The 20,876-nt window shown below is 65.3% G+C and carries 24 protein-coding genes; 14 read left to right on the top strand and 10 right to left on the bottom strand.

Annotated elements, in window-relative coordinates; all coding sequences use genetic code 11:
• Nucleotides 1-36: 36 nt before the first annotated feature.
• Together PSAL_RS06705 and PSAL_RS06700 are read right to left on the bottom strand one after the other, a co-directional pair.
• A complete protein-coding gene (locus tag PSAL_RS06705; protein ID WP_119840724.1) occupies nucleotides 37-1,263 on the bottom strand; it encodes an MFS transporter in 1,227 nt (408 codons plus the stop codon).
• Between the two features lie 21 nt (nucleotides 1,264-1,284).
• Nucleotides 1,285-2,004 carry a hypothetical protein gene (locus PSAL_RS06700; protein WP_196222888.1) on the bottom strand — a complete coding sequence of 240 codons (720 nt, stop codon included), beginning with the start codon at nucleotides 2,002-2,004 and terminating at the stop codon, nucleotides 1,285-1,287.
• 200 nt (nucleotides 2,005-2,204) lie between these two features.
• Here PSAL_RS06700 and PSAL_RS06695 point away from each other — a divergent pair, with 200 nt between their 5' ends.
• Nucleotides 2,205-3,251 carry an aldo/keto reductase gene (locus PSAL_RS06695; RefSeq protein WP_119840723.1) on the top strand — a complete coding sequence of 349 codons (1,047 nt, stop codon included), beginning with the start codon at nucleotides 2,205-2,207 and terminating at the stop codon, nucleotides 3,249-3,251.
• Between the two features lie 6 nt (nucleotides 3,252-3,257).
• Here PSAL_RS06695 and PSAL_RS06690 read toward each other — a convergent pair whose 3' ends face one another.
• Entirely contained in the window at nucleotides 3,258-4,118 is an 861-nt protein-coding gene (locus PSAL_RS06690; protein ID WP_119840722.1) for a helix-turn-helix domain-containing protein, read from the bottom strand.
• 110 nt (nucleotides 4,119-4,228) lie between these two features.
• Here PSAL_RS06690 and PSAL_RS06685 point away from each other — a divergent pair, with 110 nt between their 5' ends.
• Nucleotides 4,229-4,447 carry a DUF2061 domain-containing protein gene (locus PSAL_RS06685; protein ID WP_119840721.1) on the top strand — a complete coding sequence of 73 codons (219 nt, stop codon included), beginning with the start codon at nucleotides 4,229-4,231 and terminating at the stop codon, nucleotides 4,445-4,447.
• On the top strand, nucleotides 4,440-5,387 hold the full coding sequence (locus PSAL_RS06680; RefSeq protein ID WP_119840720.1) for a fatty acid desaturase: 948 nt from the start codon (nucleotides 4,440-4,442) through the stop codon (nucleotides 5,385-5,387). The genes PSAL_RS06685 and PSAL_RS06680 overlap by 8 nt, the downstream gene beginning before the upstream one ends.
• Nucleotides 5,388-5,399: 12 nt before the next feature.
• On the opposite strand, the gene PSAL_RS06675 is transcribed toward PSAL_RS06680, so the two are convergent.
• Nucleotides 5,400-6,089, bottom strand: coding sequence for an NUDIX hydrolase (locus tag PSAL_RS06675; RefSeq protein ID WP_119840719.1), 690 nt, complete (start codon nucleotides 6,087-6,089; stop codon nucleotides 5,400-5,402).
• A gap of 73 nt (nucleotides 6,090-6,162) precedes the next feature.
• On the bottom strand, nucleotides 6,163-6,627 hold the full coding sequence (locus tag PSAL_RS06670; protein WP_119840718.1) for a DUF983 domain-containing protein: 465 nt from the start codon (nucleotides 6,625-6,627) through the stop codon (nucleotides 6,163-6,165).
• 277 nt (nucleotides 6,628-6,904) lie between these two features.
• Here PSAL_RS06670 and PSAL_RS06665 point away from each other — a divergent pair, with 277 nt between their 5' ends.
• The 4 genes from PSAL_RS06665 (at nucleotide 6,905) to PSAL_RS06650 (ending at nucleotide 9,441) form a co-directional block, all read left to right on the top strand.
• On the top strand, nucleotides 6,905-7,567 hold the full coding sequence (locus PSAL_RS06665) for an EF-hand domain-containing protein (protein WP_196222887.1): 663 nt from the start codon (nucleotides 6,905-6,907) through the stop codon (nucleotides 7,565-7,567).
• A gap of 255 nt (nucleotides 7,568-7,822) precedes the next feature.
• A complete protein-coding gene (locus PSAL_RS06660; RefSeq protein WP_119840716.1) occupies nucleotides 7,823-8,416 on the top strand; it encodes an RNA polymerase sigma factor in 594 nt (197 codons plus the stop codon).
• A complete protein-coding gene (locus PSAL_RS06655; RefSeq protein WP_119840715.1) occupies nucleotides 8,409-8,876 on the top strand; it encodes a hypothetical protein in 468 nt (155 codons plus the stop codon). The genes PSAL_RS06660 and PSAL_RS06655 overlap by 8 nt, the downstream gene beginning before the upstream one ends.
• A 4-nt stretch (nucleotides 8,877-8,880) precedes the next feature.
• Entirely contained in the window at nucleotides 8,881-9,441 is a 561-nt protein-coding gene (locus PSAL_RS06650; RefSeq protein ID WP_196222886.1) for a periplasmic heavy metal sensor, read from the top strand.
• Between the two features lie 137 nt (nucleotides 9,442-9,578).
• Here the strand turns inward: PSAL_RS06650 and PSAL_RS06645 are convergent, their stop codons facing one another.
• Entirely contained in the window at nucleotides 9,579-11,015 is a 1,437-nt protein-coding gene (locus PSAL_RS06645; protein WP_119840713.1) for a GGDEF domain-containing response regulator, read from the bottom strand.
• A 115-nt stretch (nucleotides 11,016-11,130) separates the two neighbouring features.
• Between PSAL_RS06645 and PSAL_RS06640 the strand changes: the two genes are divergently transcribed.
• On the top strand, nucleotides 11,131-11,415 hold the full coding sequence (locus tag PSAL_RS06640) for a DUF3572 domain-containing protein (protein ID WP_119840741.1): 285 nt from the start codon (nucleotides 11,131-11,133) through the stop codon (nucleotides 11,413-11,415).
• A gap of 28 nt (nucleotides 11,416-11,443) precedes the next feature.
• Here the strand turns inward: PSAL_RS06640 and PSAL_RS06635 are convergent, their stop codons facing one another.
• On the bottom strand, nucleotides 11,444-11,902 hold the full coding sequence (locus PSAL_RS06635; RefSeq protein ID WP_119840740.1) for a MarR family winged helix-turn-helix transcriptional regulator: 459 nt from the start codon (nucleotides 11,900-11,902) through the stop codon (nucleotides 11,444-11,446).
• Nucleotides 11,903-12,043: 141 nt separating this feature from the next.
• On the opposite strand from PSAL_RS06635, the gene PSAL_RS06630 reads away from it, so the two are divergent.
• The 4 genes from PSAL_RS06630 to PSAL_RS06615 all read left to right on the top strand — a co-directional run bounded on the left by PSAL_RS06630 (nucleotide 12,044) and on the right by PSAL_RS06615 (nucleotide 16,325).
• The gene (locus tag PSAL_RS06630; RefSeq protein ID WP_119840712.1) at nucleotides 12,044-12,757 is read left to right on the top strand and encodes an HAD family hydrolase; all 714 of its coding nucleotides are present in this window, start codon (nucleotides 12,044-12,046) and stop codon (nucleotides 12,755-12,757) included.
• Nucleotides 12,758-12,889: 132 nt separating this feature from the next.
• Nucleotides 12,890-14,518, top strand: a complete 1,629-nt coding sequence (locus PSAL_RS06625; protein WP_119840711.1) for a trimethylamine methyltransferase family protein — start codon at nucleotides 12,890-12,892, stop codon at nucleotides 14,516-14,518.
• Between the two features lie 164 nt (nucleotides 14,519-14,682).
• Nucleotides 14,683-15,270, top strand: coding sequence for a heme NO-binding domain-containing protein (locus tag PSAL_RS06620; protein ID WP_119840710.1), 588 nt, complete (start codon nucleotides 14,683-14,685; stop codon nucleotides 15,268-15,270).
• 80 nt (nucleotides 15,271-15,350) lie between these two features.
• Nucleotides 15,351-16,325, top strand: a complete 975-nt coding sequence (locus PSAL_RS06615) for a diguanylate cyclase domain-containing protein (RefSeq protein WP_231388678.1) — start codon at nucleotides 15,351-15,353, stop codon at nucleotides 16,323-16,325.
• A 32-nt stretch (nucleotides 16,326-16,357) separates the two neighbouring features.
• Here the strand turns inward: PSAL_RS06615 and PSAL_RS06610 are convergent, their stop codons facing one another.
• From PSAL_RS06610 to PSAL_RS06600, 3 genes are all read right to left on the bottom strand, one after another.
• Entirely contained in the window at nucleotides 16,358-16,465 is a 108-nt protein-coding gene (locus PSAL_RS06610) for a DUF2474 family protein (protein WP_119840708.1), read from the bottom strand.
• Nucleotides 16,466-16,532: 67 nt separating this feature from the next.
• Nucleotides 16,533-17,537 carry a cytochrome d ubiquinol oxidase subunit II gene (cydB, locus tag PSAL_RS06605; protein ID WP_119840707.1) on the bottom strand — a complete coding sequence of 335 codons (1,005 nt, stop codon included), beginning with the start codon at nucleotides 17,535-17,537 and terminating at the stop codon, nucleotides 16,533-16,535.
• 12 nt (nucleotides 17,538-17,549) lie between these two features.
• On the bottom strand, nucleotides 17,550-18,959 hold the full coding sequence (locus tag PSAL_RS06600; protein ID WP_119840706.1) for a cytochrome ubiquinol oxidase subunit I: 1,410 nt from the start codon (nucleotides 18,957-18,959) through the stop codon (nucleotides 17,550-17,552).
• Nucleotides 18,960-19,231: 272 nt separating this feature from the next.
• On the opposite strand from PSAL_RS06600, the gene nrdR reads away from it, so the two are divergent.
• Both nrdR and ribD read left to right on the top strand, forming a co-directional pair.
• The gene (nrdR, locus tag PSAL_RS06595; protein WP_119840705.1) at nucleotides 19,232-19,699 is read left to right on the top strand and encodes a transcriptional regulator NrdR; all 468 of its coding nucleotides are present in this window, start codon (nucleotides 19,232-19,234) and stop codon (nucleotides 19,697-19,699) included.
• A 57-nt stretch (nucleotides 19,700-19,756) separates the two neighbouring features.
• Entirely contained in the window at nucleotides 19,757-20,872 is a 1,116-nt protein-coding gene (gene ribD / locus PSAL_RS06590; RefSeq protein WP_269212604.1) for a bifunctional diaminohydroxyphosphoribosylaminopyrimidine deaminase/5-amino-6-(5-phosphoribosylamino)uracil reductase RibD, read from the top strand.
• Nucleotides 20,873-20,876: the final 4 nt, after the last annotated feature.

Genomic DNA, 20,876 nt, shown 5'->3' with positions numbered 1-20,876 from the left:
GCGGGGTTTCCTGCGGGACGGTGCGGGCGCGGGCGATCAGTCCCGTTCGCGGCGACCGCGCAGCAGACGCCCGATCACGAAAGAGGTGCGCGGCGCATAGGTATAGCGCGTGCGCTCCGCGATGGGGCGCGAGGGCCGGATGCGCATCCGCTTGAACCCATAGGCAAGCAGTGCCGCATGGCCAAGCGCGATCATTCCGAAGATGGCGGCCGGCCCGTATAGCACGATCAGTTGCGAGGCAAGGTAGGGTGCGGCGATGGCGCCGACGGCATAGTAGAACAGCAGGGCAGCCGACAGCTCGGCCCGCTCGGATGTATCGGCGAAATCATGAGCATGGGCCGTGGCGATGGAATAGACAGGAAAGCTGGTCGCGCCGAAGATGAAGGCGTTCCATTGCGCCGAGGCCGGGCTGCCCGAGGTCAGCGCCGAGGCAAGGCAGCTTGCCATGGTCAGCAGGGAAATCACGATCAGGATCCAGCGGCGGTCGAACTTGTCCGCCAGCCAGCCGGCGGGGTATTGCACCAGCGCGCCGCCCAGTACGTAGAAGCCGAGGAACCAGGCGATCTGCGTCTTGTCGAGACCGATTTCCTGGCCGTAGATCGGGCCGATCATCCGGAAGGTCGCGCCCGACAGCGCCGAGACCACCACCGCGACCACCGCCAGCGGCGAGCGTTCCAGCGCCAGGCGTGGCCGCAACCGGGGCGCTTCGGGCATTTCGGGGGCAGGGGCGCGGGACAGGGCCAGCGGCAGCAGGGCGGCACAGCACAGGATCGCCAGGATATTGTAGGAGACATAGGACGCTGGCGCGAGAACCCCGATCAGCAATTGCGCGGCGAGCGAGGCGCTCATGTCCGCGACCCGGTAGATGCCCGTCACCCGGCCCCGGTCGGCATTGGTGATCCGCGCCATCAGCCAGCCTTCGATCACCGTGTAGCACCCGGCGATACACAGCCCCGAGGCGATGCGCATCAGCGCCCAGGCATAGGGGTTGGTGACCAGCATGTGCGCCAGCAGCCCCATGGCGCCAAGCGCGGTGAAGGCGGCAAAGGCCCGGGCATGGCCAACCCGCCCCATCAGACGCGGCGCGCCCCAACATCCGATGAAGAACCCGATGAAATGTGACGAGCCGAGCATCCCGATCTCGCCGCGCGAAAACCCCAGGGCGCTCCCCGACAGGGCATCGAGCGGTCCTACCGTTCCCGAGGAAAGCTGTAGCAGGATGACCGACAGAAACAGGGCAGAGAGGCTCAGAATCAGGCGCATGGCTCTGTTTTCGCTTTCGTTTCACCCGTCGGCCCGCTCATTGGCGACATCCGGTGACGATTTTGTCGGATGGCGCTGCGGGTCGGTGCTGGGGTTGAGTTCGGCGCCCTTGGGGCCATGGTGCAGGTACCAGCCGCGCGGAGGTTCCATCCTGGCGCGGCGGCGTTCCAGACGCCATCGACCCCGGGTGGGGTCGGGTCCGGCATGGGCCGGGGCCATGTGCCAGCGGGTCTCGACCCCCGGCGCGCCACCGTCTTGCGGGGTCAGGATCAACCCGATCGGCGCGATGCCACCCGCCGCCGCGCCGGTCTCTGCGGCCAAGTGCAGCCGGCGTACCTGGGTCAGTCCGGGGGGCGCGCGCAGGTCGGCCACGACCACCGGCACAACCCCCGAGCGCAGGATCTCTTCCATCGCCCAGAGCATGTCCGCGGGCCGCGACGCCTGCAAGAAAAGAAGCCGCGCAGGATCGAGAAAGGGCAGGATGCCGGCTGCATGCAGTGCGTCCTGCTGCCAGGACCCGCTGATCCAGTAAAGCGGCCCCGCGATGTCGCCACGCGCCAGGGCGCGGGCGGCCGTCATCAGGGCCAGGGTGTCGCGGGCCGGGCCGCAGAATTCATGCAGCCGGGCCAGGCGCAGGGTGATCTGCTGCCCGGCATCCAGCACCAGCCGGGCAGCCGGGTCGCCGGAACCGGCGCGCGCCAGGTCACGTCCTGTCAGAAGAGAGGAAGCAGGGGCAATCATGGGATCAGATTGACATGTTCGCCAAATGTTCTCAAGCCGTGCGACAGGCCCCCGGCGAGGATTCGAGGACGTGGAGACGGGCGGGGCCTTTCCAAAAAGGACGCGATTGATTGAAAATGAAGATTTCCGGGGTGACGCGCCGCAGGAAATTCGTAACTTTCACGGGATATTGCAGGACCATGGTGAGAGACGGGTGACATATGCGCATGAATGAACTTGGCCGCAGCGGCATCGAAGTCTCGAATTATTGTCTGGGGACGATGACCTGGGGCAACCAGACCCGCAGTGCCGAGGCGCATCGCCAGCTTGACGCGGCGCTGGAGGCCGGGATCAACTTCATCGACACGGCGGAAATGTACCCGGTCAATCCGGTTCGCGAGGAAACCATTGGCCGGACAGAGCGCATCATCGGGCTATGGTTGGAAAAATCCCGGGGCCACCGCAGCGAGATCGTCATCGCCACCAAGCATTCCGGCGCCGGGATGAAATATTCCCGCGATGGCGAGCCGATCACCGCCAAGACCATCCCCGAAGAGATCGAAGGCGCGCTGCGCCGCCTCAAGACCGATTACATCGATCTTTACCAGTTCCACTGGCCCAATCGCGGCTCCTACCATTTCCGGCAGAACTGGCGCTACGACCCCTCGGCGCAGGACCCGGCAGCGGTGATCGAGAACATGCAGGGCTGCCTTGATGCGCTGGAAAAGGAACGCAAGCGGGGCACGATCCGCGCTTTCGGCCTGTCGAACGAAACCGCCTGGGGCATGGCCCAATGGCTTCATCAGTCGACCACCGCCAAACGCCCCCGCGCGGCGACAATCCAGAACGAATATTCGCTGATGTGCCGGCAATTCGACACCGATCTTGCAGAGCTTTGCCTGAACGAAGACGTCGGCCTTCTGGCCTTTTCGCCGCTCGCTGCAGGCTTGCTGACGGGCAAGTACCAGGGCCGCGCCAAACCGGCCGGGTCGCGCATCACCCTGTCGCCGGAACTTGGCGGGCGCGTCTCCAAACGGGCCTTCCCGGCGGTGGATGATTACCTGGATATCGCGTTCAAGCATGATCTGGATGCGATCCAGATGGCTCTGGCCTGGGTGGCGCAGCGGCCCTTCACCGCCTCGGTGATCTTCGGGGCGACGAATACGGCCCAACTGTCGCATATCCTTGCCGGTCTCGACCTGACCCTGTCGGAAGAGGTGCTGAAGGATCTCGACGAGGTGCACAGGAAACACCCCATGCCCTTCTGATGCGTGCTAGCGGATCGAGACCCGCAATTCGCGCAGGAAACCGGGCAATTCACGCGCGGTGATCGCCGCTTCGCGGACCAGTTGATCGAAATGTCGTGACAGGGCCTCGACCCGTTCGATGTCGCGAAAGGCGATGTAGTTCTGGCCCGCGTATAGAACCGCCAGCAGTGGCCCGAAAACGGTGATTGGCGCGGAAAACAGGCGCCGGGCATCGAACAGATACAGTCTGAGCCGAGGATAAAGGGATTCGCTAAGGGTGATGAACTGGTCGATTTGGCGCCGTCGCAGATCGGCGGGCAGGTCGGCGTAATAGCCTGTGCCGGTGGCAAAGGCGATCATCTCGTGTCGGGGCAGGGCGATTTCGTAATCCGAATTGGAATGCCGCATCCATTCCAGCCGGTCTGCCGAGGCCCCGATGGCCTGGGTCGTTGTCCGTCCCAGGTGGGGCGAATATTCCCACTCAAGAAGCTCTGTCGTTTTCAGCATGTCCGGCAGGGAGGCCGGCACATGGCGGATCTTGTATCCTGCAGCCTCCTGATGCCAGGCAAAGATCTGTTCATCGACCAGCGCCCGCTGGGCAGTGGTCAGCGTCAGGGACGTGGCCAGCAGGTCGGCGGCCGTTTCTGGCCTTTCCGACAGCGACAATAGCCAATCCGCAGACACCCCGAGCGCGGCAGCACATTCGCCGACCACCTGCGCATTGGGCAACCGCGCGCCGTCACCGCCCAGCAGTTGCGAAATGGTCGAACGGTCGACCTCGATCCGGCGGGCAAGCGCGCTTTGGCTGAGACCGCGCAGCGCCATGGCATCGCGCAGACGGCGGCGGAACTGTTCGGCGCGCAAGCGTTTGTCAACTTTATCCAGCATATGGTGTCAAATATCACATATTGCGAGATTTGTTAATCATACACGGGATTCCCCCACGGATCAGCCGCCCATAGCCTTGGCCCGACAGGGTCAGGACAAGGGGACGGAAGGTGGAAACGCGCGCAAGAAGCATCGTGAAGGCGGGGGTCTGGACCGGGATCGGGTTGGTGATCATGGCGCTGGTCGGGGTGGCCTTCACCGGGTCCTTGCGGCTTGGCGGGGGTATGGCGCTGGTCAATGCGGGCCTCGGGATGGCCTGCTATTTCCTTTATGAGCGGCTTTGGGCGCGGGTGTCCTGGGGGCGCCTTGACGGCAAGGCACATGGCTGAGCGGGCCCGGCAACTGGCCCCCCCACGCCCGGCTTCGGGGGGCGCGCGCCACGGGATCGAATGGCCGACGCTGGCACTGATCGGCTTCTGCTACGCGCTTTGGGCGGTTTCGACCACCTGGCTGGCTGCTCAGGCCCTGCCGCTGGCGATCTGCGGTGTCGCGGTGACCGGGGCGTTGCATTCTTCGCTCAGCCACGAGGCGCTTCATGGCCATCCCTTCGCGCTCCGCTGGCTGAACGCGGCCCTGGTCTTTCCGGCGCTGAGCCTGGTTGTGCCCTATCTGCGCTTCGAGGCGACGCATCTGGCGCATCACCGGGACGAGGTCATCACCGACCCCTATGACGACCCCGAAAGCAATTTTACCGACCCCCGTGTCTGGAATGGCCTCGCGCCCTGGCAGCAGGCGGTTCTGCGATTCAACAACCGGCTGGCCGGGCGGATCTTGATCGGTCCGACGCTGGGAATGCTGGGCTTTGCAGGCCGCGAAATCTGCCGCGCCAGGGCCGGGGATCCTGCCGTGCTGCGCGGCTGGCTCGGGCATCTTCCGGCTTTGGGCGTGGTGATTGTCTGGCAGGCGAGCCTGTCGCAGATGCCGCTTTGGGCCTTTCTGACGGGCAGCTACGCGGGCCTGTCGATCCTGAAGATCCGCACCTTTCTTGAACATCAGGCGCATGATCGCGCCTCGGGGCGGACGGTCATCATCGAAGATCGCGGCCCGCTGGCCTGGCTGTTTCTGAACAACAACCTGCATGTCGTCCATCACATGCATCCGCGCCGTCCATGGTACCAGCTGCCTGCGCTCTACCGGGCCCGCAAGGCGCATTACCTGCGGCGCAACGGCGGCTATTTCTATCGCTCATATGCCGAGGTCTTCCGCAGGTATTTCCGTCGCGCCAAGGACCCTGTGCCACACCCGATCTGGTGCCCGCCGACGGACTAGCCGCAAGGGGCATCAAAGGGGCGGGGCGATGCCGTTCAACCGGCGGAACATCTGCGTTTCTTCATCCTGGGCAAAGAAGGGCACGCTTTCGGGCGGGCCTGGCTGATCGAGGCGCGCGGCGACCTCGGCCAGGACAACGCGGGTGATGAAGGGCAGATCGAAATTGCGCACCTCGCTCAGCGGGATCCACTGCAGCAGCGACAATTCGTCCGACGCATGGGTGAAATCATCCGGGTCGCCGACAATGGCCCGATCGGCATCCACCAGAAAGAACCGCGCATCGAACCGCCGGGGCCGGCCCGGCGGTGTCACGGCGCGAAAGATGAACCGCAGCAGGCTCGGGTCCGGGCGGTGGCCGGAGGCGGCAAAGTCCTGCCAATCGCCGGGGGCGTCGGGCCAGGCGCCGGGGCGGCCCAGCATCAGCCCGGTTTCTTCCCAGAATTCGCGGATCGCGGCGGCCATCAGCGCCGGGGCCATGCCGGGCGCGCTGGCCTCGGCCAGCCGGGTGGCGCAGGGCTCGGGCAGCGCGGTCAGGGGGATCCGGGCGTCACCCGGATCGACGGCACCGCCGGGAAAGACAAATTTCATCGGCATGAAGACCGCCGCCGCGCCGCGCTGTCCCATCAGGATACGCGGCGTCCCTGCACGGTCGCGCAGGGCAATGACACTGGCCGCATCGCGGATCGGAGGGGTCTGTTGCATGTGATCCTTCGTGCTGAACCTGCTTGCTGATCCTTCAGGCCGATCCTTCATGCCGGGGCTGCGCCGCTGCCTGTCAGCCCTCGGAGGCGGCGAAGCCATGCATGTGCCGGGCCCATTGGAAGGCGACCAGCCCCCCCTTGAGCCGGGGCAGAAGATAGAGCGACAGCGCAACCGTGCCAATAGCGAAGCCGGTGAACAGGACCATCGGATCGGGACGCCATGCCAGCCAGGTACTGAGCAGCGCCGGCGCCGCGATATGGCCGACGATCAGGATCGTCAGATAGGCCGGGCCGTCATCGGCGCGGTGATGGGAATAGACCTCGGCGCAGACCGGACAACTGTCGCGCACCTTCAGATAGGACAGCATCAGCGGCCCGCTGCCGCAATTTGGGCAACGCCGCTGCCAGCCACGCCTCAATGCCGGCCAAAGGGGCCTTTCCGGGGGCTGTCCCCGGGGGCGCGTATCGGTTGGGTCCGACGGTTGGACCTTTCGCAAAGAGGCCTGCTCGCTGAGGTCTGGGGAAGGATCGTTCCGCATCTGGCGCCTCCTTTGTCGGGGTTCGCATCGCGGCGGACCATGACCCAGCCGGGGCGGAATGCCTAGGTGGTCCGACGTCTCCGCGTCGCGATGTCGCAAAGCTGTCATGGGGGCGGGCTGGCCCCCCGTATTGCGCAGGCGCAGCGGCCGGCGAAAGGGAGATGCGGAAAAAAGCGTGCCTCCCCGCGACGGAACCCGGCGGCCCCCCCGTATCTATTAGCAGATGACGGCCACGGAGGCTGGCCCGATCTGAAGACGGAACATGAAGGAGAGAGCCATGAACAAGGCCATTTTGCTGAGCGGGCTGACAGCCCTGTCCCTGACCGGGTTCGCAGCTACGACCCTGGCGCAGGACACCGGTGATACAACGCCGCCGCCGGGACCGGCGATGAGCTTTGCGGATCTGGACACGGATGGCGACGGCTCGGTGACCCTCGAGGAAATCCAGAGCCGCCACGGCGCCAGCATCGAGGACCGCTTTACCAAGGCGGACACCAATGGCGACGGTCAACTGGACGCCGATGAAATCGCCGCCACGCTGGAAGCCCAGCGGGCCGAACGCCGGGCCGAGAGGGAAAGCCGCCGGATCGCCCGGCTGGTCGATGCCCGCGACGCCAATGACGACGGCGTGCTGAGCCTGGAAGAACTGACGCCAAAGGATGATCGCGGTGAGCGGATGTTCTCTCGTGTCGACAAGAACGACGACGGGGTGATCTCGGCCGAGGAGTTCCAGGCCATGCAGGACCACATGGCCGAGCACAAGGACGACCGGCGCGGGCCGCCCCGTGGCGATCAACGCGATGACGACCATGACCGGCGCGGCAGTGACCACGACCGTCGCGGGGACGACCACGGGCCGCGCCATCAGGACGACGAGCACCGTGATGACTCCCGCGGTGATGGTCCGGCGCTTTGGCCCTTTGGCGGTGACCGGGGCTAAGCCGCAGCAATATCCGGCCCCGTCCCGCACCAGGTAACACCGCGCGGGACGGGGCCGGGATTTTCTTCGGGGCGTACCTTCCGAAGAACGGTGATCCGACCTGCAGAGCCTGCATCCCCAGTCCCTGCAGGTTGGGTCACCACCAATAGACAGCCGCGCCACCCGGCCCGGCACGACAGCCGAAGGACAGCACATGACGTCTTTTCAAACGGAACCGATTGCCAGGACTTGCGCGAACGGATACCTCGCCAAGGCATGAATGACATGGCCTTCGATGACCCAGATGCCATACCGGACGACGCGCTTCTGGTGCTGTTCTCCAATGGTGACCAGGCGGCCGCGGCAATCCTGACGGCGCGCCTTGGCCCGCGGGTCCTGTCGCAGGCCTGGCGCATGCTGGGCGACCGGGCCGAAGCCGAGGATGTCACCCAGGAAGCCATGATGCGCCTGTGGAAGATCGCTCCGGACTGGCGCCAGGGCGAAGCGCGGGTGACCACCTGGCTCTACCGGGTCACGGCAAACCTGTGCACCGACCGGCTGCGTCGTCGGCGGGGCGGCACCACGGATATCGACGATGTGCCGGAACCGGCCGATCCGGCCAAACCGGTGGACGAACAAATGCAGCAGCGCAGCCGCATGGCGGCCCTGCAGGGCGCGCTCGATGCGCTGCCCGACCGACAGAAACAGGCGGTGATCTTGCGTCACCTGGAAGGACTCGGCAATCCTGAGATCGCCGAGATCATGGAGATCAGCACCGAAGCCGTGGAAAGTCTCACGGCGCGGGGCAAGAGGGCGCTCAGCCAGATCCTGGCAGGACGGCGCGATGAATTGGGGTATCAGGATGACTGACCGAAGCAACGACACCGGGCTTTCCACCGGGCTTTCGGACGCCGCGATGGAGGCGTTCTTTGCCGAAATGCGCAGCGAACAGGAGGCGGGTCGGGCCGGCGGCCAGACCGGGTCTTTGCCAGATACACTGACGGCGCGCATCCTGGCCGATGCCGAGACCGCGTTGGCCGATCGGGCGACGGCGGACCGGGCAGCGTCGGGTGCGGTGGACCGGGAACCGGCGCGCCAGACCGGGCTCAGGGGGCTTTGGGCCCGGATCCTGGGGGCGATCGGCGGCGCACCGGCGCTGGCGGGTCTGGCGGCTGCCACCATGGCCGGGGTCTGGATCGGGATCACGCCGCCAACGGCCTTGCAGACCGGCATGCAAGCCATGATCGGGTCCACGTCGAACGAGGAATTGTTCGAATATTATGTGGTCGACAGCACGGATTTCTACGATTTCGGTCAGGTTGAGGGTTAAGCGCATGGTCGAGAACAAGACGGCGGGTCAGGCAGGTGGCACAGGCGGCCCCGAACAGACACCCGGCCCGAAGCAAGAGCCGACGCAGAGCCCGACGCAGAGCATGGGGCTCCGGATCGCCTTCTTCATTTCGCTGGCGCTGAACCTGGCCGTTGCCGGTTTGGTGATCGGCGCTGTGATGCGCGGCCCGAGCGGGCCGGGACCGGGCAGCGCCCCGCCCCCCGCGGATCGGGTCGGGGGCGTGATCGCCTATGCGCTCAGCCGCGAGGATCGCCGCGAAATCGGACGTGAAATCGGTCGCGAGCTGCGCTCTGACCGTCCGGAACGGGACGACGTCAGGGCCGAGTTCGACAAGTTGCTGATGGTCCTGCGCGCCGAGCCTTTCGACCCCGATGCCCTGGAGGTGAGCGTGCAGCGGCAGCTGGACGAGGCGATGCGGCGTCAGGCCCTTGGCCAGAAGGTTCTGCTGGAACGGATCGCCGGCATGTCCCGCGCCGATCGCCTGGCCGTCGCCGACCGGCTGGAAGAGGCCCTGAGCCAGCCACCCGCAGACCGCCACAAGTGAGGGCGCGAAATCGCTGTGCCTGACTGTTTCACCTGACTGCACTGTCCTGCGCTGACGGGGGATGTGTTCAGTCCGTCAGGATAGTTGCATATCGGCGCTGGCGACCCTCGGTTCTGGTCGGGCCGCAGGCATGGGGCTCAGGACGTGGCACGCAACTGGGTGCCGGGATTGCAGAGATAGCTGGTCCGGGCATGCAGCGCGACCTGATCGCGCCCGCTGCGCTTGGCGGAGTAAAGCGCGCTGTCGGCATCCGCGATCAGTTCTTCGGCACTGCGCTGACCCCGATGGCCGATGGTCAGCCCCAGAGAGATCGTCAGGTTCAGCGGCGCCTGTCCTTCGCCGATCGGGATCGGGGACCGGCGGATCGTCTCGCACAATTGCCCGGCGATATAGAGCGATTCATTCGGCCCGGTCTCCGGCAGCATGACAAGGAATTCCTCGCCCCCGATCCGTGCCAGCAGATCGCAGGGCCGCAGGTTGTCGCGCAACAGGCCGGCCAGGTTCTGCAAGGCGATGTCCCCGACGATATGGCCGAAACGGTCATTCACGGTCTTGAAATGGTCGATATCCAACACGCAGACGGCATAGGGCGATGCGTTGCGCCCCGCGTTCTGGGCAAGTTGGCTGAGCCGGGGCAGGGCGAAACGGCGATTGTAGAGCCCGGTCAGCGGGTCGATCACCGAGGCGCGCATCCCGTCCGTCAGCGCCATACGCAGGCATTTGCGCCGCGACATGCGCCGTTGCAGATTGCCAAGCCGCGCGATGACCTCGACCGGCTCGAATTGGCCGATCATGACCGAACTTGCGCCGATGTCATACCCCTGACGAACGGTTTCGGGCGTGGCATCGGGGGCGATCAGCAGGATCTCGGTTTCCGGGGCGTTGCGCTGTGACCGCAGTTCTGCGATGGCGCGCAGCATCTTGCGTTCATTGCCAGGCGCAAGACCGAGGACCAGCAGACGTGGCTTGTCGTCCATTTCCTCGGCGACGCTGCTGCGGGTGGCGATCCGGTCGACGGGCACCATGCGCAAGCTCAGGGCCTTCTGATCGGACAGCGCGATTTCCCATTCCGCGGAGGCGGCGGAATCCGGCGGCACGATGGTGACCGGGATAAGGCCGGGGAAATGGGCCGGTGCCTCGAAGAAACCGGGCAGCGGCGGGGTATCGCCGTCATCGCCGCGCAATTGCAACGCCTCGATCATGGCGCGCGCGCGCTCATGGGACCGCAGACGGGCATGAAAGACCTCTTCTGGTTCGCTGCGCGGGATGACATCATCCGCCCCAGCCGCCAGCAGCGCGGCACGCCCCCCCTGGGCCCAGGCGGCGGTTACCACGAAAATCGTCGTGTCACTGCAGCGGGGATCCTTGCGCACGATCCGCAGGAACGACAGGATCGGCGGCGCGGCCAACTGGTCGGAAACCAGGATCACCCCAGGCTTCCATTGCTGCATCAGGGCAAAGGCCTCTTCATCCGACCCGGCGATGCGGATGTCGTAGAACGCCCCGGACAAGCGGGCCGCCAGCGTGATGCGGCGCGACACGTCGTCGTCAACAATTAGAATTCTTCCTGGCATATCGGTCCCGGTCTTTTTCTGATCTGGGTTGCGGCTTGCTTGACCTAGAAATTGGTGAAATTGGTTAAGAATCCATTTCTTCCCGAAGTCACAAGAAGGTGGGAGCCCTGCGATGATGATGCTGAGCGAGCGCCGCGCCGAAGAAATCGCCCTGTCCTGCCTGACTTGGCTGGCCGGCAACGAAGACCTGCTTCCGGTCTTTCTGGGGGCCAGTGGCCTGGCCGTCGACGAACTGCGACAGGCGGCGCAAACCCCTGAATTCCTTGGGGCGGTGCTGGATTTCATCCTGATGGACGATGCCTGGGTCCGGGCCTGCTGCGAGGCGGGCAATCTTGGCTATGACCTGCCGATGCAGGCGCGGGCCAGTTTGCCGGGCGGCGAACAGGTGCATTGGACCTGACGGTCCGCAGGACCTTGCGTCACCCTTATCAAAGGTGGCGCAGCTTGGCCTCTTCGCCCTCTGTCAACGCCTGAAGCAGCTGGCGCAACTGCGCGGCGTCCTCTGGTCCAAGACGCTCTGTCATGACCTCGGAATTGGCCTGGGCAAAGGGGGTGCCCAGCCGGACGGCGTCGCGGCCCGCGTCGGTCAGGGTGATCAGCCGCGTGCGCCGGTCGTCGGTGCCGAAGCGGCGTTCGATCAGGCGGGCGGCCTCCATCTGGCGCAGGGCGCGGGACGTGGCTGTGCGGTCGATGCCGACGAAGTCCGCCAGTTCGGAAGGCTGCGTCAGCCCTTCGTTGGCCAGCCCCAGCAGAATGCACCAATTGATCCGGGTCAGGCCGATTTCGCGCAGCTTTTCATCCAGCCGGCGTTCCTGCAGGCGGGCGGCAAGCGACAACCAATAGCCAAGAGACTGGTGCAGGCGATATCCGGGGGGTTGGGAATTCATGCAGGTTTTCAGCCCGACCGGACGGGGAAAGTCAAGCGTGACAGATCCGGTCGCGCTCTTTGACGCGGGCATTGGCGACGGTCTGTCTTGTATCGCCGCACAAGATGCCTCAGGTTCCCCTGACCCAGAGGGAGGCGCGTGATGGCGGTGACGGCAATTCTGTTCGACAAGGACGGCACCCTGTTCGAATTCGGCGCCAGCTGGAACGCCTGGGCGCAGGTCGTGATCGCGGAACTGTCGGGCGGAGAGGCGCATCTGGCCGATACCCTGGCCGGGGCCCTGCGCTTTGATCTGGCCTCAGGCAGCTTCCACGCCGACAGCCCGGTGATCGCGGGCAGCAACCGCGAGGTGGCCGAGTTGATCGGCACCGTCCTGCCCGGCGCGCCGCTCGAAGAGATCGAGACCTACCTCAGCCGCAGCGCCGCCGAAGTGCCACTGGTGCCGGTCGTGCCGCTTGAACCCTTGCTTGAGGACCTCGCCGGTCAGGGCATCGCTTTGGGCGTGATGACCAATGACAGCGAGGCCAGCGCGGTGGCGCAATTGACCAGGGCGGGCATCCTGGAGCTGTTCAGTTTTGTCGCCGGGTCCGACAGCGGCCATGGGGCGAAGCCCGATCCGGCGCCGCTGCGGGCCTTCCTGACCGGGGGCGGTCATGCGGCGGGTGATGCGCTGATGGTTGGCGACAGCACCCATGACCTGCTGGCCGGGCGCGCGGCCGGAATGACCACCGTCGCGGTGCTGACCGGCCTCGCCGGATCGCAGGAACTGTCCCCGATCGCCGATGTGATCCTGCCCCATATCGGCCATCTGCCCGCATGGCTGGCCCGCACGGACCGGGCCACGCCAACCGGCTGAGCCTGCGCAGCCGGGGTCAAACACCGGGGTCTGGCCCCAATTTTGACCCGAAACCGACCTTTCGCGTCGCATCCGGAACGGAAGTGGCCCAGCTTGGGCGCTCTGCTGACCCCATGGCAGCGGAGGCGCGACATGGAGAAGGCAGGACCGGACACGGCGGCACATCACAGCCCCTCGACGCAGCAATCGGCCCCGACCGGGGCGGCCCCCGACAAACCCGTGCGGCGGCGCAGCGGGGGGCGGGCCGGATCGGCAGCGCGGCGCGGCACAGCGGCGATCCAGCAATCACCCTGGCGCATCCCGGTCAATACCGATGCCCCCACCGAACCTCTGACAGCCGAAGGCATCGCGGCGATCCATGACGCCGCCATGCAGGTGCTGGAAGAGATCGGCATCGCCTTTCTCAACCCCGAGGCACGTGCGATCCTGGCCGAAGCAGGCTGTATCGTCGAAGGCGAGATCGTCCGCATGGGCCGCGATTTCATCATCGAGATGCTGTCCCATGCGCCCTCGGAATGGACCCTGACGCCGCGCAATCCCGACCGGACCCTGCCGATCGGCGGGCGGCATATCCTGTTCGGCAACGTCTCGTCGCCGCCGAATTACTGGGACATGACCCTGGGCCGCAAGGTGCCCGGCACCCGCGAACACTGCGCCAACCTGTTGCGCCTGACGCAGTATTTCAACTGCATCCATTTCGCCGGTGGCTACCCGGTAGAGCCGGTGGATATTCATGCCTCGGTCCGGCATCTCGACGTGCTGTTCGACAAGCTGACCCTGACGGACAAGGTTCCCCATGCCTATTCCCTTGGTGCCGAGCGGGTCGAGGACGTGATCGAGATGGTCCGCCTTGCCGGCGGTTGGGACCAGGCGGAATTCGATGCCACGCCGCATATGTACACCAATATCAATTCCACCTCGCCGCTGAAGCACGACTACCCGATGCTGGACGGCTGGATGCGGCTGGCGCGGCGCGGTCAGGGGCTGATCGTGTCGCCCTTTACCCTGGCCGGGGCCATGGCGCCGGTGACCATGGCGGGCGCCGTGGTGCAAAGCCTGGCCGAAGGGCTGTCGGCCATTGCGCTTGCGCAATACATCAACCCCGGCGTGGCCTGCGCCTTTGGCACCTTTACCTCCAACGTCGACATGAAAAGCGGCGCGCCTGCCTTTGGCACGCCGGAATACATGCGCGCCACCCAGATGACCGGTCAGATGTGCCGCCACTACGGGTTGCCGATGCGCGCCTCCGGGTCCTGCGCGGCCAATGTCCCGGATGGGCAGGCGATGTGGGAAACCTCCAACGCGCTGTGGTCGGCGGTACAATCGGGGGCGAATTTCGTTTATCATGCGGCGGGTTGGCTGGAAGGCGGGCTGATCGCCTCGCCTGAGAAATTCATCATGGATTGCGAGGTGATCCAGCAGATCCAGCGCTATCTGGAACCCACGATCTGCGCCACGACCCCCGAAGACCTGGCGCTGGAGGCGATGCGCGAAGTCCGCCAGGATGGTCACTTTTTCGGCATTCAGCATACCCAGGACCGCTATGCCACGGCCTTTTACCAGCCCTTCCTGTCGGACTGGCGCAACTATGAATCCTGGGAACAATCCGGCGCCGTCTGGACGCCCGAGCGGGCCCATACCAAGTACCTGCAGATCCTAGATGATTTCACCCCGCCGCCGATGCCGGACAGCTGCCGGGGTGCGCTGGAAGACTTCGTCATCCGCCGCAAGCAGGAAGGTGGCGCGCCGACCGATTACTAGGCGCGCGCGTCGGGGCGACGCAGATCGGCCCCGCCACCTGCAGCATGTTGCGCGGGCAAAAGGGCGCCGATCGTCGCCACGTCACCCAATCGGCACCGCGGCTGTTGAAACTATCTTAAGTCTCTGAGGCCCATGCTGCGCCAAATGAAGCGGGCACAGGCGACATGCACGGTCTGATCAACAAATCCATCCAGTCCTTCCTGCGCGACACCTATGGTGAAGCGGTCTGGAGCGATGTGGTGCTGGCCGCCGATCTGCCGTTTGGCGACTTCGAGGCGATGCTGACCTACGAGGACGATATCACGCAACGGGTTCTTGCGGCTGCGGCGATCCGCCTTGGCCGCCCGCCCGAGGGCCTGCTCGAGGATATCGGGACCTATCTCGTGTCACATGCCAACAACGAAGGGCTGCGTCGCTTGCTGCGCTTTGCCGGGCTCAGCTACGAGGATTTCCTGTTCTCGCTCGAGGATCTGCCGGACCGCACCCGCCTTGCGGTTTCAGACCTGGACCTGCCCCGGCTCGACCTGCGTCAGCAGGGGGTAAACCGGTTCCGGCTGACCTGCGACGCCGGGCTGCCGGGGCTGGGGCATGTGCTGGTCGGGGTGCTGCGGGCCATGGCGGATGACTACGGCGCGCTGGTGATGCTGGACCACCTGGGCGAGGGGCAGGAGGGCGAAGCGATCGAGATCACCCTGATCGAAACCGAATTCGCCGAAGGCCGCACCTTTGAACTCGGGGCGCGGGCGGTATGACGGGGCAGGACCGTTTGCCACCTGCCGGAGCCTTTGCCGAGGCTGCCGACCCGGCAAAGCTCTCGGCCAAAGCGTTGGACATGCTGTTTCCGATGCATCTGCGCATCGATGCGGCGGGCATGATCTGCCACGCTGGCCCGACCATGCAGAAACTGCGCCCCGATCAGGCCTTCGTCGGGCGGGCTTTCCTTGACATGTTCGAGTTGACCCAAAGACGCGCCATCGCCTCGATGCCGGATCTGCTGGCCGAAGTGGGGCGAAAACTGCGGCTGCGGTTGCGCGATGCGCCGCGTACGGCGCTGAAGGGCTTGGTTGTGCCGGTCGAGGATGGCGGCGCGATCCTGAATGCCTCTTTCGGGATTTCTTTTGGCGATGCCCTGCGCACGTACCCGCTGCATTCGGGCGATTTTGCCCCGACCGACCTGACGATCGAACTGTTGTATCTGGCCGAGGCGAATGCCGCTGTGACCCAGGCCTATCGCAAGCTCGGCCTGCGCCTGCAGGGCGCCAAGATCGCCGCCGAGGAACAGGCCTATACCGATACGCTGACCGGGTTGAAGAACCGCCGCGCGATGGATCATGTCCTGGCGCGGCTGATCCGCAGCGGGCAGAGCTTTTCCCTGACGCATCTGGATCTGGATTACTTCAAGCAGGTCAACGATTCCCATGGACATGCCGCCGGGGATTTCGTGTTGCAGCATGTCGCAGCCCTGATGGTCGGCGAAACCCGCGAGGCCGATATCGTGGCGCGGGTGGGGGGCGATGAATTCGTGTTGATCTTCCCGCGCCTGATCAAACGTCACCGGATCGAGGAAATCGCGCGCCGCCTGATCGACCGGCTGGAGGTGCCGGTGCAATACGATGGGCGGATCTGCCGGATTTCCTGTTCCATGGGCACGACCCTGTCGACCTTCTACGATCCTCCTCGGGCCGAGCAGATGCTGGCCGATGCGGATCGCGCGCTTTACCTGTCGAAGAAGGCAGGCAGGGCGCAGCACAGGTTCTTTGACCCGGACCCCGTCGCGCGCCCCGATGAAGGGCGCAACGCGGGCTGAGGCCGGGCGACGGCGTTTGGCCTCGGCCTGGCCTAGGTCGGCAAGGCCATCCGGATCAGCAAAGCCACGACTGTCAGCGCTGCGACGCTGATCAGCCAGAGACCGGCAAACCACAGCAGACGTTTTGGCCCGCTTTTCATGTGCCTGCCCCGATCAATGCCGATCCTGTCCGCACCCACGCGCCGCGATGTCCGACCTTTGACCGCATCAGTGATAGCCCTCATTGGGATCGACCTTGCCGCGGAACACCCAATAGGCATAGGCGGTATAGCCCAGGATGATCGGCACCAGGATCACCGTGCCGACCAGAATGAAGCGCAGGCTTTCATCTGGTGCGGCGGCGGCGGCGATGGTCAGGTCCGGGGGCACGATATAGGGATAGAAGCTGATTCCGATGCCGATGAAGCTGAGCACGAAAAGGCTCTGCGCAGCCAGGAACGGTTGGATGTCCTTGCCCCGGCGCAGCCCCGTGAACAGCAGGAAGGCCGCGATCAGCAGCAGCAGCGGAACGGCGGCGCTGTACCAGGCGGCGGGGAAGGTGAACCAGCGGCTCAGATACTGCGGATGCAGGAAAGGCGTCGCCAGGCTGACCGCGCCGATGGCCAGCAGCGTACCGATGCCCAGCCAGATCGCAAGGCCGCGCATGCGGGCCTGAAGCGGCCCCTCGGTCTTCATCACCAGCCAGGTCGCGCCCAGCAGGCCATAGCCCAGCACCAGCGCGATGCCTGTACCGATGGAAAACGGCGAAAGCCAGTCCCACCAGCCGCCCGCATAGGCACGCCCCTCGACCTGGATGCCCTGCACCAGCGCTCCGAGCGAGATGCCCTGCATCAGGGTCGCCACCAGCGACCCCCCAAAGAAGGCCATGTCCCAGAAGGGGCGCCAACGCTCTGACCGCCAACGATACTCAAAACCGACGCCGCGGAACACCAGGGCCAGCAGCATCACGATGATCGGCATGTAGAGCGCTGGCATGACCACCGCATAGGCCAGCGGAAAGACCGCGAACAGCCCGCCGCCGCCCAGCACCAGCCAGGTTTCGTTGCCGTCCCAGACCGGGGCGACGGAATTCATCATGACGCCGCGTTCCTTGTGGTCCCGTGCCAGCGGGAACAGGATGCCGAGGCCAAGGTCGAAGCCGTCGAGCACGACATAGGTCAGCACCGAAAAGGCGATAATCCCGGCGAAGATGAAGGAGAGTTCAAAGATCATGGGTCTGTTTCCTCAATCATCATGCAGGGCATCGGGGTTGCTTTGCTGCGCGGGTGTCAGCCCGGCGGTACGGATCGGTCCGTCGCGCAGACCAAGGCGGGGGGTTGCGGCAGGCTTGGCCATCATCGCGAGGATATAGATCGTGCCCGCCCCGAAGACGAAGAAATAGACCACCGCGAAGCCGGCCAGCGATGCGGCGACGGCCGGGGCCTGCACCGGCGACAGGCTGTCGGAGGTGCGCAGCAGCCCGTAGACCGTGAAGGGCTGGCGCCCGACCTCGGTCGTGATCCAGCCGGCCAGCACGGCGATGAAACCGGTCGGTCCAAGCAGCACCGCCACCCGTTGCAGCCAGGGGCTGTCGTAAAGCCGTCCCATGGCACGTTTCGTCACCGACCAGATCGCCAGGCCCAGGAAGCAGAACCCAAGCCCGACCATGACCCGGAAGGACCAGAAGACGATTGCCACGGGCGGCTGATCTTCGCGGGCGACCGTATCCAGCCCGTCCAGCGGCGCGTCCCAGGAGTGCTTCAGGATCAGGCTCGACAGCTTGGGAATCTCGACCGAATATTTCATCTCCTGCGCCTCCTGATCGGGCCAGCCGAACAGGATCAGCGGGGCGCCATCCGGATGGCTTTCGAAATGCCCCTCCATCGCCATGACCTTGGTGGGCTGGTGTTCCAGGGTGTTCAGCCCGTGCTGGTCGCCCGCAAAGATCTGCAGAGGCGCCACGAACAGGATCATCCACATCGCCATGGAGAACATCCGCCGCGCCGTCGGGTCCAGCCGGTCGCGCAGCAGGTGCCAGGCGCCGACACCGCCCACCACCAGCGCGGTGGTCAGGTAGGCCGCCAGCACCATGTGCACCAGCCGGTAGGGGAAGGAGGGGCTGAAGATGATTGCCATCCAGTCCTCGGGCACGAATTGCCCCAGTTCGTTGATCCCATGGCCCTGCGGGGTCTGCATCCAGCTGTTCACCGCGATGATCCAGGTGGCCGAGAACAGCGTGCCCGCCGCCACCATGGCGGTGGCGAACATATGCAGGCCATCGCCGACACGGTTGCGCCCGAACAGCATGATGCCAAGGAAACCGGCCTCCAGGAAGAAGGCCGACAGGACTTCGTATCCCATCAATGGGCCGATCACCGGGCCGGCCTTGTCCGAAAAGACCGCCCAGTTGGTTCCGAACTGGTAGGACATCACGATGCCCGAGACGACGCCCATGCCGAAGGCCATGGCGAAGATTTTTTTCCAATAGGTGAACAGATGCAGATAGGTCTCGTCCCGGGTCTTCAGCCAGAGCGCATTCAGCACGGCCAGGTAGCTGGCCAGACCGATTGAAAAGGCGGGAAAGATGATATGGAACGAAACGGTGAAGGCGAATTGCATTCGCGCCAGGGTCTCGGCGGAGAAGCTTTCGAGCATCGGTGGATCCTTGCCAGCTTGACTGTATCGTTTGTCATCATGGTAATCTTAACCCTCTGACGGGCAAGGGCGACAGGACAGATTGTAGCGGCCCGGAACACTGTGCTTTCCTGGTGGTATTCAGGCAATTCGGGGGGAATTCAGGCTATTTTTCATATATCTGGCCAGGGGAATTCCCTGCTACCCAATTTACGGTAGACCCCCTATAGTGGCTGTGGATAAATCGGGGAGGCCCCCTATCGGCGGGGTCGGACGAAAAGGGGTGCCAGGCGATGCGCTGTCCATTTTGCGGCAATATCGACACGCAGGTTAAGGATTCGCGACCAGCGGAGGATCATGTTTCCATCCGTCGGCGCCGGTTCTGCCCGGCTTGCGGCGGGCGCTTTACCACCTATGAACGGGTGCAGCTGCGCGACCTCGTGGTCATAAAGTCCAATGGCCGGCGCGAGGATTTCGACCGCAGCAAGCTGGAACGTTCGATCCGGATCTCGATGCAGAAACGGCCCGTCGAACAGGAACGGATCGATCAGATGATCTCGGGGATCGTGCGGCGGCTGGAAAGCATGGGCGAAACCGATATTCCGTCCAAGGCCATCGGTGAAATCGTGATGGAGGCGCTGGCGCGGATCGATACCGTGGCCTATGTCCGTTTCGCGAGCGTCTACAAGAATTTCCAGGCGGCCGATGATTTCGACAAGTTCGTCAGTGAATTGCGCCCGAACCTGCCGAAAGACGAATGATCGCAATGCATCCGGCCCGGTGAACGCATCGGGGCCGGCAGGGAGGGGGGCGCATCCGTGATTGTCGGAGCCACCAAGGCCGAGGACGACCGCTATCTGGCGCTGGCCCTGTCGCTGGGGCGGCGCGGGCAGGGGCAGACCTGGCCCAATCCGGCGGTTGGGTGCGTCATCGTCGCAAATGGGCGCGTCGTGGGCCGCGGCTGGACCAGCCCGGGCGGGCGTCCCCATGCCGAAGTACAGGCGCTGGCCCAGGCCGGGCCGAACGCCCGCGGCGCCACCGCTTACGTCAGTCTTGAACCCTGCGCCCATCATGGTCGCACACCGCCCTGTGCCGAGGCCCTGATCGCGGCGGGTATTGTCCGTGTCGTGGCCCCGCTGGAAGATGTGGACCCTCGTGTCGAAGGCAAGGGATTTGCCATGCTGCGCGCCGCCGGGATCGCTGTCACCACCGGCGTCCGGGCGGCGGAAGCAGCGCAGGATCACGCCGGGTTCTTTTTGAATCGGGAACAGGGGCGGCCCCTGCTGACACTGAAACTGGCGCTGACGCTGGATGGCCGGATCGCCACCGCGACCGGCGAAAGCCAGTGGATTACCGGCCCCGAAGCCCGCCGTCAGGTCCATGCCATGCGCGCGCGCCATGACGCGGTGATGGTCGGGGCCGGCACCGCGCGGATCGACGACCCGTCGCTGACCGTGCGCGGCCTTGGCGTCACCCGGCAGCCCGTGCGCGTGGTGGTCTCGCGCCGGATCGACCTGCCGTTGATGGGCCATCTGGCCCGCACCGCGAAGGATATCCCGGTCTGGATCTGCCATGGTCGCGACGCCGATCCAAGCCTTGTCGAGGCCTGGCAGGGCCTGGGCGCGACGTTGCTGCCCTGCGAGGTTTCGGGGCGGCAGCTTGAAGTTGCCTCGGTCCTGGGCGCGCTTGGTACGGCGGGGTTGACGCGGGTCTTTTGCGAAGGCGGCGGGGCGCTGGCCGCGACCCTGCTCGGCGCCGATCTGGTCGATGAGCTTGTCGTGATGTCCGCCGGCCTGCTGCTGGGGGCCGAAGGGCGCCCGGCGCTTGGCGCCATGGGGATTGACCGGCTGGCCGAAGCCCCGCGCCTGGATCTGGTGGAAAGCCGGATCATCGGCCCGGACGTGATGACCCGCTGGCGCCGGCCCATCGCCTGACAGG

Origin of the sequence: Pseudooceanicola algae (assembly GCF_003590145.2) — a bacterium.
GTDB lineage: Bacteria > Pseudomonadota > Alphaproteobacteria > Rhodobacterales > Rhodobacteraceae > Pseudooceanicola > Pseudooceanicola algae.
The sequence above is the reverse complement of the archived record's forward strand: the minus strand, read 5'-3'. Positions and strand labels throughout refer to the sequence as shown.